The organism is Vibrio sp. A2-1, from assembly GCF_021728355.1.
Lineage (GTDB): Bacteria > Pseudomonadota > Gammaproteobacteria > Enterobacterales > Vibrionaceae > Vibrio > Vibrio splendidus_K.
Genome location: NZ_JAKKCO010000001.1, coordinates 1 through 13438, shown reverse-complemented (window position 1 = coordinate 13438; position 13438 = coordinate 1). Strand labels below are relative to the sequence as shown.

The window sequence follows — 13438 nt, the reverse complement described above, 5'->3', positions numbered from 1 at the left end:
TTTTTAGTTTTCAGACTTAAAAGATATTGGATTTAAGCTTGCTCAAAGTGACTCAAAAACTCACCGCAATCTTTTTGGAAAAGTGGCAATGCTTCTGCTAGGATTTCTAATCGCTCACGATATTATTACAATAGGCAGACCAAACAGTCATATCAGCTACATGAGTACACAAAACCATGAGTTTATGCTCGACCCCATGCGCTAACTGTAAAGTGGTATAACGTATGTTACTCATATCCAAAAGCCCCGTTGAGCAAAGATTTACTATTCTCAGTTTCACTGAAATACCATGAAGATCTCAAATATAGACAAAGACACTTACCGTAGAAAAACTAACTTGGTCATGGTAGGTTTTGCCGGCAGCCTTGTAATGTAAACCTTTGTATTCATCTCCGTTCTTATTTCTCTATTTGGTTTAAAGGGTTACAAATTCAGGTTCTACTAGCAATTCCCGCCTCAATGTTCTGGCGTTATCTTACCAGTCATAGCGGGCCGCGAGCATACTTCAATGGGTTTACAACCCGAACAAGATTCGCGCCAGATAATCGTTGCTCCATCCCGCTTTCTTCAACTTCACTTTCTGGCTTGCCGCTCCGTAATCTTATTGCTTTACATGTTGATAACGAAACGTCTAAGCACCGCTATATTTTCTAGCGCACCGTCTAACATAATACTGGCTGTTTTCTAGTGGTTGATACGCAAATACACGGAGCAGCGGGTTCATGGCGAGTAGAAAACCGCGCAAGTGCCATCACAAAAAAGATAAATTCGATTTTGACTTTGTCGTTGATCTAATGAGAAGAGACCTTTGCATTTGTCTAGATGAAGCAAAATCTGATGGTATTAAACTGCCACTAACAGAATAAGTCGATCACGAATACAGCAATATTCAAGAACAAGATTTGGGCCGAATGGATATGTCCTATGTTAATCAAAGTGATTAAACAAAAGTGTAACCCCACAAAAAATCATATTAGCGTAAAAGGTGAAGATAATAATGCCCCTTTTTATTGCAAGCACACCACTCAGTCTCTTCTCTTATTTATCTCGTCCTACAGACTGTTATTGTCTTCACGTTTTTAACTTATCAAAGACCATGAATACCTTAGATATCGTTGCGTTAGATAACATTTATCTATGTGATATGCATTTTTTCTATGGCCACCAAATATAAATAGCATTTCACCACCTACCACCAAAGACCTATGATGATTTGAATGACGTTAGTCTTATAAACCAACAAACATGTGTCACCGGAGTGACTCTAGAGAGATCGCTTAACAAAAAGAATAAGCTGTTGATATTATTTAATTTATGCCTTATTTATTTTGTCAACCTAGTACCCTACCCTATTCAGGAGCAATAAAATGATTAAGAAATTGTCACTTGCTGTTTCAGCAGCCCTATTACTAAGTAACACTGCAATGGCTGCAGAAAACATCGTTATTGGCGTTGAAAAAAGCTATGTCCCTTACTTCACCGAACTTGCAGAGCAGTTCAATAAAGGGAAAGACTTTAAGGTAGAAGTAGCAGCAACAAGCATGTTTGATTTACTGGCAGCGCTACCAACTCAAAAAGGTAATATTGCTGATATTTTCATGATCCCAAACGACCGAATCGGTGAGTTAGCGGATCAACATTTAATTGCTCCAACCAATTTTACCGTTAATGGTTATACAGATGCCGCTACCAATGCATCAATCTACAATGGTCAAACTTATATGTTACCAATGTCTACAGATACAACGTTATTTCTATATAACAAAGACATGATAAATGAAGCACCAAAAACACTTAAAGAAATTCCACCTTCTGAGTGGGCTGCAAAATTTACTGATTTTTACTTCACTGGCGGCTTATTTATGTCTAATGGCGGCTATATCTTCAAAGACAATAATCCACAAGATATCGGCTTAAATACACCTGATGCAATCAAAGCAGGTTTAGCTGCCCAAGAGTTATATAAAAGTGGTGTGAGCCATTGGACCCTAATGCAAGATGATACCGTTGCTTATGACATCATGATGAAATACTTCATGGAAGGAAAAGTAAAAGCCATTATCAATGGTCCATGGGCAATTGCTGATATCGAAAAAGCCGGCATTAATGTTGGTGCAGCACCTATCCCAAGTTGGGATGGCAGTCATCCATATAAAGCTCTAACAGGCACAAAAGGGATGACCGTTAACGGCTACAGTGACAACAAAGAAGGCGCTCGTGCCTTTATTGAATTCCTAGCGACTCCTGAGAATGCAAACAAGTGGTATTCAGACACACGTGAAGTCTCACCTAGCCTGTCTGTTAATTACAAAGAAGGCTCTCTACACAAAGCCATATTTGATGCGACAAACATCGGCCAACCTATGCCAAGCATCCCAGAGTTCATGAAAGTGTGGGGACCAATGAAAACGGGTCTTGCTCAAATCGCACAAGGTCAAGATGTCAAAGCGGTATTAGACGCCGCCGTTGATACGATTGAAGTTGATATTGAAGACATGTAATCCGCTAGCTTAGTTTGCAGATCACTTAGTTTTCAAATCAACTAGGTTTCAAATCAACTACACGATGTCGAGTACATCCGGCATCGTGTAATACAAAGGCATGACATATCTACACAACACTAATAAATAAGTAGGTTATTTACATGAGTCAACAGTTTGTATTCTGGTTCTCTATGCTGATTCCAGGTAGTGGACACCTTGCACTACGTCGAATGCGAGAGGCTTTATTTGGGTTCTCGATATTGGCTTTGGAGATATTGGTTTTTATACAATTCACTCTTCCTAACTTCCGTCTTTTAGCTGTCGAACAACCTAATGGAAAAATCACTATTGGCGCAGAACGCTTTGTGGATGATTCTTTTCTTATCATGGTGGGTTCAACCGTTGGCGCAATGATGATTTTAGTCTTTTTCGCATTGCATTACGCTTTTGCTCGCGATGCAAAAGACGTAAAACGACAAATAGATGAGTCTGGTTTTGCGATTACCTTTACTGAAAAAGTACATGGATTATCACACGAAATTGTACCTAATCTAATTACAGCACCTAAGTTCATATTACTGTTTGTTTTTGCTTTATTACCAGCGATTGTTTCTATCGTTGTTGCCTTTACTAACTTCAAACGCCCTGTTTTACCACCAGCATTTCTTATTGAATGGAAAGGCTTTACCAACTTTGAGCGTTTGTTTACGAACGAACGAACAGCTGCCGCATTCCAAGAAACCTTATCTTGGACTCTAACATGGACTTTCTGCGCCTCTGCACTCACCATCGTTCTAGGTACCGTTCTTGCGGTTGTTGCAAACAATAAACATATCAGAGGGAAGAAGTTCTTCCGTACTGTCTACATTCTACCTTGGGCAGTTCCTGCTTTCTTAACCATTCTTGTTTTCCAACTTTTCTTCTCAAAGATTGGCGGCATGAACACCATGGTTATCCCATTTTTCACCGGTAACGAATATGATGTAAGCACAGCAATTGGCTTCTTCCTAAACGCAGATTACGCCAAAATCACCATCATATTAATTCAAGCATGGTTAGGTTTCCCTTACGTATTTATCTTGGTGACAGGCGTATTACAAACTATCCCTGATGACTTGTATGAAGCCAGTGCGATTGATGGCGGTAACGCATGGACCAACTTCTTCGACATCACTCTCCCCTTGATATTAATAAGTGTTGCTCCGGTATTCATTACTCAATTTACCTTCAATTTTAATAACGTCACCATCGTTTACATGTTAGGTGAAGCAACAGTTCAAACGGTGGGCTCAATCTACAAACCACTCGATACGATTTCATCTCTTGGTTTCCGCTTAATGATGGATGCTAAATACAACGAAGCGGCGGTATATACCTTAATCACCAGTACTGTTGTTGGTGCCGTGGTCTTGTATTCATGGTTGAAAGCAGGTGCCTTTAAAAATGAGGAAGTGATGTAATGGACAAAGCAATCCCTTTAGCACGCCAAATCAAAGCGAAGCGTTTTAATCGTCATGTCATCACTAAGAACATGGGTGTGGCTTTTTGTTATGCGTTTTTGATCTCGATGGCAGTGATCATTCTATACCCGATATTAGTGACATTAATGAGTGCGTTTAACGTCAGTAACTCACTGTACTCTACGTCATTCTTCCCTGAAAATTTCAGTTTAACCAAAAACTTTGTTCGACTTTTTAATGATACGCCTTATTTAAGCTGGTACCGAAATACGTTCTTAGTATCGATAATCACCATGATCCTCTCTACATTCATCGTGACAATTTCGGGGTTTGTTTACTCTCGTTATCGTTACCAATCTCGTAAGAGTGCATTAATGTCATTGCTGATCATTCAAATCATCCCATCAGGCAGTGGCTTAATTGCTCTGTATGCGATTGCAAACTCTATCGGCATTTACAGCTCTGCCAACGCCACACTTTATACGTATATCTTTATGATCCTCATCTACACGACAGGTGGCATCACAATGAATACGATTCTAATGAAAGGCTATTACGATTCGATTCCTCGTGCATTAGATGAATCAGCAAAAATTGATGGTGCAACTCAAATGCAGATCTTCAAAGAAATACTGCTGCCTTTAGTTAAACCGATGATCATGGTTATCGCTATATTCTGTTTCTTAGGTCCAATTGGCGACATCATCATGCCTAAGTTCCTGATTGCAAGTATGGATTCAGAAGCGAAAACACTGGCGGTTGGCCTTATGGGTCTTATCAATAATATTAAAGAATCAAGCTACAACGTATTCGCAGCAGGCGCGGTCTTAGCAGCAATTCCGCCTGTTATCGTTTTCTATAAATTTCAAGATTATATCGTGGGCGGCTTAACGTCTGGTGGAGTAAAAGGCTAATGAGTAAAATTTCATTAAGAAACATCAATAAAAAATACCCCAATTCCGATACCTGCTCGGTACGTGATTTCAATCTCGATATTGAAGAAGGGGAATTCATTGTTCTTGTAGGCCCATCGGGTTGTGGTAAATCCACCACGCTACGCATGATTGCAGGCTTAGAAGACATTACTGATGGCGAATTTATCATCAATGGTGAAGTAGTAAACGATGTTAGCTCAAAAGATCGTGATATTGCGATGGTATTCCAAAGCTATGCACTTTACCCACACATGTCAGTACGTGACAACATTGGTTACGGCTTAAAATTACGCAATTACCCATGTGATGACATCAAAAACTCGGTTGATAGTATTTCTGACGATTTATTTCTAAAAGAGTACCTAGAGCGTAAGCCAAAAGAGTTGTCAGGTGGACAGCGTCAACGTGTGGCTTTAGGCCGTGCCATGGTTCGTACGCCTAAATTGTACCTAATGGATGAGCCGTTAAGTAACTTAGATGCGAAATTACGTACCACAACACGTACTGAAATCTCTCGCATGCACAGAGCTAAGGGCGCAATCACAATTTATGTAACCCATGACCAAGTTGAAGCAATGACCATGGCTGATCGCATCGTATTAATGTCGATGGGTGAAGTTCAGCAAATTGGTTCACCAAAAGAGTTATTTACTAACCCTAAAAACTGTTTTGTAGCGACTTTCATGGGTATGCCATCAATGAACCTTATTGAAGGAATGTACGAAGGGGGCCAGTTCATGTGTCACTCTTTCACTATTACCTTGAATGAAAGTGACCAGCAGATCCTAAACGATGCAGGCTACAACGGAAAACCCGTCACATTGGGCGCACGCTCTAGTGCCATTCGTTCTGGCAAAAAATACCGCGATGCGTTCCCTGATTGTTGTTTTGAAGTTACCGCACTTAACAGCGAATACTTAGGCGATGCGATTAACGTGTTCTTTAATGCCGCACCAATGAACATGTTTGTAGGCACATTGGGTACCGGCGAACCAGACGTTGATATCGACGAAAAAATCACCTTGGTTATCGACAATACCAAGCTGCATTTCTTTGATACTGAGACGGAAGAGTCCATCAAGTACTCAATCAAATCTGCTGAATTTAAGAAATAGAACACAACCACCATTATTGCCTTCATCTCATTGAGGGTAATAAACCATGCCTTATAGAGCATATTTACACCGTAAAGAAAGGAGTGACATTTTGAATTTTCGCGGCCAACTTCAACGCATTCACGACTATATGCTTCATATTGCAGTCGCTGTCGTTATTTTCATTACCGGCTTTATCATTGCTTACAGCAGCCTGCCTAAGCCATCATTTGACTACTCAACCTTTATTGAGCAGCAGCAAATTTTTAAACAATGTGTGAATAATGATGAGCTATTTGCTTCTGCACAACAGTTTGAAAATGACTATTTAACGCTGCCATTAGAAATCATAAATACGCAATACAAAGCACTGCGTGATCAGATCCCAAGTGATTGCGGATCGTTTCATGTAGAAAGCAGTTACGAACAACTGCAAGAAATGGCATTACCTGTATTAGCAGAAGCCCAGCGCTTTTATGGCACTCAAAACGTCAAAGCCGTGAATGCAGTGTATACCACGCCTTCTCAATACAACGCACTGCTTACACAGCCTCAGCCTTATCTGTTTTTCATTTCTGATAATGAGCAAGAACGCATTGCGGCATTCAAAGTAACACCGACTAAAGATGACGTCCAAATTACGTCGCTGTGGGGATACGAAGAGAGCCAAGATCTCGCGTATACCCAAGGTGAAGTGCAAAAACTATTACTCATTTATAACGAAATTAAAAGCTAACTATAAACTCCCTCGTTTATTTAATACCTACAGCGTGAATAAAATAAACACGAGATAACATTTGATATTTAATTGTAAGGTTCACATGAAAATCTCTCTTTCTAAAGCAAATTTTCGCGATATGGATCGCCTTGAAGAATCGAACTACCTGCTAACGAATGGATTAGGTGGTTATTCTTCTCTTACCCTTGCAGGCTCTTGCAGTCGAAGTGATCACGCGTTGTTTATGGCAAGTCTTGTTGCACCAAACAATCGCTTTAATTTTGTTCGTCACTTAGATGACCGTATTACCTTACCAAGCGGAGACTCCCATCCACTTTCTTCACAAGCGAATGTAAATCCTTATGACACTGTAGATTCAACCCTACTGTTTGATAATTTTACTCAAACTCATCTTCCAGAGTTTACGTATCGTATCCGTGGTATTGAGATCACCAAAACGATTGTAATGGCTCAAGGTGTAAATCGCCTTGCTGTAAAATATCAAATATTCAATCCGTTAAAACAAGCATTCACATTAAATGTAACGCCAAAATACCACTTCTGTGCAAAAGGACAGAACCTATCAAGACAGCAAGAATTTGCACACCAAGATGGGAAAATCACCAGTAACGGTCAAGCACTTACTTATCGTCACAATGGTGCTGATTCAGCATTGGATGCCCCTCGCTATGAGTCGGGTCTGTACTTTTCTTATGATGCTCGCGATGGCCGTCCTGCAACAGATGCTCAAATAGCGCTTCATACCATTGCTTTTGTTGGGACTGAAACGCACGAACAATTCTCGATAGTGTTTGAAGCTGAAGAAGATCGCGCAGTTTCTCTAGAAACACAGACTGCCGATAAAATGATTAACGCAGAAATTAAGCGCCAACAGGAGTACATCAAGCGCGCTAATCTAAAGAGCCTATTTGGAAAGCAATTGGTTCGTGCCAGTGAGCAGTTTGTCGTTGACCGTGACTCAACAGAATCCAAATCAATCATTGCAGGCTACCCATTCTTTGCCGATTGGGGTCGCGACACCATGATTGCATTATGGGGCTGCAATTTATCAACCAATCAATTTGAAGACGCAAGACAGATCTTCCGTACATTTATCCGTTACGAACGTCGTGGTGTACTGCCTAACCTTTTCCCTGAAGCTGGGGTTGAGCCAATGTATAACACCATTGATGCATCGCTACTCTTCATTGTTAGCTTATATGAATATTACCAAGCAAGCGGTGATCTAGAGTTTATCCGTGATGAAGCGTATCAATGCATGACTAACATTTATCAGCATTACCGTAACGGTACTGACTTTGAGATTAAGATGCTTGATAACGGCTTGATCAGCGGCGGCAGCGGTTTTGATCAGCTTACTTGGATGGACATTCGTTACGGAGATATCGTACCGACACCAAGACATGGTTGCGCTGTAGAAATCAATGCACTTTGGTTTAATGCGTTGTCTATTCTTGATTTCTTTAATCAAAAACTGAACAAACCAATGCCAGAATTACCTGCACTGGTAGAGCAAGTAAAAACCACCTTTAACGATGAGTTTTACAACAAAACTGGTTATTTAAATGATTGGATTAAAGAAGGTGAAGTAAACCAACAAATTCGCCCAAATCAAGCTTATGCCGTTGGCCTTCCTTTCCCAATATTAAGTCAAGAAAGAGCACGTTCGGTCATTCTTACCATTTATAAAGAGCTATATTCACCCTTGGGTTTACGCTCGCTTGCAATGAGTGATCCTGAATTTAAAGCCGTGTGTACAGGCTCGCATTTTGACCGAGACATGGCCTATCACCAAGGCACAGTTTGGGGCTTTATGATTGGTCAATTCTTAATGGGGATCTTACGCCAATTCCCACAAGATAAAGATTTATTTCGTATTGTGGAGCAGTTTATTGAGCATAACCAAGATGGCCTATACGAAGGCTGTATTGGTCAATTGGCTGAAATCTATGATGGTTACGCACCAAGTCAATCTCGTGGTTGTTTCGCCCAAGCGTGGAGCGTGAGTGAGGTATTACGCGTCGTGAAATATTACGAACAAATACACCAAAAATAGAATTGCATATTTAAACAATTATACTAACCTGGGTGGCTATTACGTCAGATAGTTATTCTGGTTGGTACTTTCATTAAACGGTATTAATCATGATTACAAAAGCAGCGATCTATCATAGATCTCACTCAAGTTATTCTTATACTTATGATAAAGAAACACTTCATTTGCGTATTCGCACAGCAAAAGGCGAAGTCAATAACGCTACGTTAAGAATTGGTGATCCATACGATTGGACGTCAGGTGGCGGTGGCGGCAACCTAAATGCAGAAGATGCAATGGGTTGGAGTGGCGGCGAAAACTTTGTGATGGAAAAAGAGTGTGAAACAGAACTGTTTGATTACTGGTTCTGCGAAGCACAACCACGATTTTTCCGTGCTCGTTATGCTTTTATTCTTGAAGGTGAAGAGAGCGAAAAACTGCTCGTTACTGAAAAACAAATTTTTACCATCACCGATGATGCAGATCCTGTATTAAGCCAATTACTCAACTTTTACTGCTTCCCATACATGAACCCCATCGATGTATTTAGCCCACCACATTGGGTAAAAGAGACAGTTTGGTATCAAATATTCCCTGAGCGCTTTGCCAATGGTGATCCCTCAATCTCACCTAAAAATGTACTATCTTGGGGTTCTGAAGACCCGAAAACTAAAAGCTTCTTTGGTGGTGATTTACAAGGTGTCATTGACCATCTTGACTACCTACAAGATCTCGGTATTACAGGCTTATATTTCACACCAATTACTCAAGGTAAAACGAATCACAAATACGACACCGTTGATTATCTAAAAGTTGACCCTGCTTTTGGTGATGACGACACAGTAAGAACCCTAATAGCAGAAGCCCACAAGCGTGGCATGAAAGTCATGTTAGATGCCGTATTCAATCATATTGGTGCCGATTCTCTTCAATGGCAAGATGTCATCAAAAACGGTAAAGACTCTAAATACATTGATTGGTTCTATGTTGAGAAGTTCCCACTTTTAGACGAGTCTAAAAAGGATCAGCACAGTAAAGAGTATCTCAACTATCGCACCTTTGCCTTTGCGCAGAACATGCCAAAGTTAAATACCGAAAATCCAGAAGTGATGGCGTATTTACTTGAAGTTGGTCGCTATTGGGTACGTAATTTCAATATCGATGCGTGGCGTTTAGATGTCGCAAACGAAGTTGATCAACGCTTTTGGCGACGCTTCCGTGATGAATTAAAAGCGATTAAACCTGAGATCTACATCTTAGGTGAAGCGTGGCATGATTCAATGAATTGGCTTGCTGGTGATCAATTTGATGCCGTAATGAATTACCCATTATCCGATGCCATGATAGGATTTTTTGCTCATGGTAACCTCAATGCGAATCAGTTTAAATATGCGGTAAATGATGTCAACACAAGCTACCCGATTGCGGTTAATGAAGTGGCATTTTCCTTGTTAGATAGCCATGATACGGCTCGTATTCTTCATCGTTGTGATGGCAATAAAGAGAAAGTGAAACTGGCCTACTTATTCCAATTTACTCACAGTGGTACACCGTGTATTTATTATGGTAGTGAAATTGGCTTAGATGGCGGAGCCGATCCATTAAATCGTAAATGCATGATTTGGGATGAGGGCAAACATGATATGGACATGAGACGACATATTATGCAGATCATCAAATTACGCAAACAGCACCCAGCTCTGCGTGCTCATCACATTAATTGGTTAATGAGCGACAATGAAAAGCAATGTCTTATCTACCAAAAAACCTTAAAAGACGAGTGCATTACTATTGTTATAAATAACAGTGTAAACACGATTAATATTACTCTTCCTGATTCATTGTCAAATCATTATGTCACTGATATTTATAACGATACTGCTTGCAAATTAAAAGAGACCTTAACATTGGAACCCTTTAGCTTCTCCATGTATCAAAATAAGAAGTAATCGCTAGATATCATGTAATAAGCCACATAAAATAGCTCTTTATTATTCAAGTAAAGAGCTATTATGTTTAAATTAATGATCCAATTCATTCAAGTAGCTAAGACTCAAAACGTCACCCAAGCCGCTAATAATCTCTGCTTAAGTCAACCGACATTAAGTCATAACATGCAGAAGTTAGAGGAGAAACTAGGCAGCAAGTTGTTTAATCGTAACTCAAAAGGGATCACCCTAACCTCTAGTGGCGAGTTACTTTACGAACAAGCAAAAATGATGCAAAACCTCTATGAAAACACCCTTAATAAATTAGAGAAGAATAAGCTCCGACATCAAACCGAACTTAAAATTGGTTGTGGAGATGCATGGTGGCATTTGTTTATTCGAGACTGCGTACAAGGTTTTAGAGATTCTTATCCTCACAGCAATATCTCTGTTGACGTAGGGAATCACCTACAATTAATGAACTTATTGCTCAGCGACGAAATCAGTATCTTTGTTGGCCATGAAATACTCGGCCTAGCACAATATGAAGACATACTGTTCCATCCCCTTTTTCAATGCAGTGAAGAAGTCTATGTAAGAAAAGGTCATCCTTTGCTTGAAATAACCTGTAGCAACGAAGATATTGCTCGCTTTCCATCGGTTGATTTAGGCGCGGCAAAAAAACGATTTTCACATTTAGTTCAACAACAGAGTGAAGAATTAACAACCTTTCAAAAACGTCACTATTTACAAGAAAAGGTTATCTACAATACGAACTCACTGTTAACAGCAATTGATTTACTGCAAAACAGTGATGCTATTTTGCCTTACCCAATGAACATGAGATCTTATTTCAATACCCTTGATATTGTCCCACTTAAAATGAAAGAGTGCTTTAGTAACGCGACGATTGGCGCGTATCTGCACAAAGATAAATTGCAAAATAAACAAAGTATTGATCTATTGGAACAATTCAAGGCATTAATTAAAAATAACCCTCAAATCAATGGTGGAGTTTAAATTTGCTCTTCATCCTTAAGACATTGTTGATCAAATCAGCCTAGAGACAAAGCCACACAGTATATAGCTAGCTTCTAACTAGCATATCTAGATCTATAACTTTGTTTATAGGGTAGACACTCGCTATGATTTAACTCACTTGAGCGTTCGTTATAACAAAACTGGACTTTCCACTCTGCTATTTTACCATTATTAAGGTATTTCACAGCTTAGTTTCTTAGATGACTATCTCCCCAAAATACTGCATTTACGAGGCACAACCTTTTTCAGAGTATCTGTCGATATCGTATACACCAACAACTCAATACCTTCATAAAGAAAGATGCTGATTCTCCTTCTGGCGAGCGACGCCTTGTCGAGAGCCGATGTATATAACTACATCGTTAAGCATTTTGATAAACACTATCATCCTAACCCTACCTTTTAACTACTTGAGCACATGGAATTGTCGTGAATAAGTTCTCGTTCAATACATCCAAACAATCACAGTAAATCCACGACGATTTAAAAATTCCAAATAGAAACGCTCCTTAAGATCCCTGCGCATATCCACTTAAAAAAGTACTTGTTTGGTTTCAAGAGGAAGCTAGATTGGGTCAACGTAATACCACAACCAAGATTTGGGCTGAATGAGGAACTCGACCTAAAGCTGTTCAAAAGTAACATGGGAGCAATGACGAAGCACGTTGATTTGCTCTCAACGGCAACACCTACTGGTAAACATTCCGTAGTTATCATGGATCAAGCGAACTGGCATCAAACACACTTAGCCAATCACTTTAAGAACATCACGATAATCCATATCCCGCCATATTCACCCGAATTAAACCCGATAGGGCAAGTTTGGCAATGGCTTCGTCAGTACAAGCAGCGAATAGGTGTTTTGAAAACTATAACGATATAGTTAGCTCAGTATGTAGTACTTGGAAAAGCTTTTGTGAAGATAAACGCTGAGTTCAATCTCTCAGCTTTAGATATTGGGCTCGATTGATAGGTTAATTATTGGAATTACAACAACCCTACTAACGAACCAAAATTTCATTGATTATAATGACATTATTTCCAAGGTTTGTTGCGCTTGGAATAGATTTATTGATTACCAAGATCGCGTAACAAAACGTGCTAAAGAGATTGGATAGACCTGAGCAGTTAATTTTCCGGATTGGTATAAGACATAGTTAGGACAATGAATACTTGTTTTGTACACTTTTTAGACGAAAAAAAGCCCGCTGATTTCTCAGCGGGCTTTTCAATGGTGGTGGAGGGATAGGGATTTGAACCCTAGAACCGCTATTAACGGTTGCCGGTTTTCAAGACCGGTGCTTTCGACCACTCAGCCATCCCTCCAACAAATTGTCATCAACAGATTAGTACACTGTAGATGTTGTTACATGCATACACAGGTAACGATATTTAAAGCCTGGCGATGTCCTACTCTCACATGGGGAAACCCCACACTACCATCGGCGCTATTGTGTTTCACTTCTGAGTTCGGCATGGAATCAGGTGGGTCCACAATGCTATGGTCGCCAAGCAAATTTTAAAATTCGGAAAGCTGTTTCTCTATTTAATAGAGCTATAAAAGTATCTCTTCAAACTCATTCAAGGTCTGGTATATCTGAGTCCACAAAACCCCTTGGGTGTTGTATGGTTAAGCCTCACGGGCAATTAGTACAGGTTAGCTCAATGCCTCGCAGCACTTACACACCCTGCCTATCAACGTCGTAGTCTACGACAACCCTTT

General features: G+C 39.9%; 9 protein-coding genes, 1 tRNA gene, 2 rRNA genes and 1 pseudogene. 9 read left to right on the top strand and 4 right to left on the bottom strand.

Annotated elements, in window-relative coordinates; all coding sequences use genetic code 11:
* Nucleotides 1-514: 514 nt before the first annotated feature.
* Nucleotides 515-672 (bottom strand): annotated as a pseudogene (locus L3V33_RS00065) (ISAs1 family transposase); the annotation flags it as partial.
* A 695-nt stretch (nucleotides 673-1367) separates the two neighbouring features.
* Between L3V33_RS00065 and L3V33_RS00060 the strand changes: the two are divergent.
* The 9 genes from L3V33_RS00060 to L3V33_RS00020 all read left to right on the top strand — a co-directional run bounded on the left by L3V33_RS00060 (nucleotide 1368) and on the right by L3V33_RS00020 (nucleotide 12598).
* Nucleotides 1368-2501, top strand: coding sequence for an extracellular solute-binding protein (locus L3V33_RS00060; RefSeq protein WP_171311523.1), 1134 nt, complete (start codon nucleotides 1368-1370; stop codon nucleotides 2499-2501).
* 143 nt (nucleotides 2502-2644) lie between these two features.
* Nucleotides 2645-3943, top strand: coding sequence for an ABC transporter permease subunit (locus L3V33_RS00055; protein WP_114635626.1), 1299 nt, complete (start codon nucleotides 2645-2647; stop codon nucleotides 3941-3943).
* Nucleotides 3943-4857 (top strand): sugar ABC transporter permease, encoded by a 915-nt coding sequence (locus L3V33_RS00050; RefSeq protein WP_114635627.1) that lies wholly within the window; start codon nucleotides 3943-3945, stop codon nucleotides 4855-4857. The genes L3V33_RS00055 and L3V33_RS00050 overlap by 1 nt, the downstream gene beginning before the upstream one ends.
* Entirely contained in the window at nucleotides 4857-5993 is a 1137-nt protein-coding gene (locus L3V33_RS00045; protein WP_114635628.1) for an ABC transporter ATP-binding protein, read from the top strand. The genes L3V33_RS00050 and L3V33_RS00045 overlap by 1 nt, the downstream gene beginning before the upstream one ends.
* Nucleotides 5994-6084: 91 nt before the next feature.
* A complete protein-coding gene (locus tag L3V33_RS00040) occupies nucleotides 6085-6708 on the top strand; it encodes a hypothetical protein (RefSeq protein ID WP_162808247.1) in 624 nt (207 codons plus the stop codon).
* Nucleotides 6709-6793: 85 nt separating this feature from the next.
* Entirely contained in the window at nucleotides 6794-8767 is a 1974-nt protein-coding gene (locus L3V33_RS00035; protein WP_237288667.1) for an amylo-alpha-1,6-glucosidase, read from the top strand.
* A gap of 89 nt (nucleotides 8768-8856) precedes the next feature.
* Nucleotides 8857-10695: a glycoside hydrolase family 13 protein gene (locus tag L3V33_RS00030; protein ID WP_114635630.1), complete on the top strand. Its 1839-nt coding sequence runs from the start codon at nucleotides 8857-8859 to the stop codon at nucleotides 10693-10695.
* Nucleotides 10696-10758: 63 nt separating this feature from the next.
* Nucleotides 10759-11694 (top strand): LysR family transcriptional regulator, encoded by a 936-nt coding sequence (locus L3V33_RS00025; RefSeq protein ID WP_114635631.1) that lies wholly within the window; start codon nucleotides 10759-10761, stop codon nucleotides 11692-11694.
* 673 nt (nucleotides 11695-12367) lie between these two features.
* Nucleotides 12368-12598, top strand: coding sequence for a transposase (locus L3V33_RS00020; protein WP_171311515.1), 231 nt, complete (start codon nucleotides 12368-12370; stop codon nucleotides 12596-12598).
* Nucleotides 12599-12950: 352 nt separating this feature from the next.
* Here the strand turns inward: L3V33_RS00020 and L3V33_RS00015 are convergent.
* The 3 genes from L3V33_RS00015 to L3V33_RS00005 all read right to left on the bottom strand — a co-directional run.
* A tRNA-Ser gene (locus tag L3V33_RS00015) sits at nucleotides 12951-13041 on the bottom strand.
* A gap of 71 nt (nucleotides 13042-13112) precedes the next feature.
* Nucleotides 13113-13228, bottom strand: a 5S ribosomal RNA gene (rrf, locus tag L3V33_RS00010).
* Between the two features lie 113 nt (nucleotides 13229-13341).
* A 23S ribosomal RNA gene (locus L3V33_RS00005) occupies nucleotides 13342-13438 on the bottom strand; the annotation flags it as partial.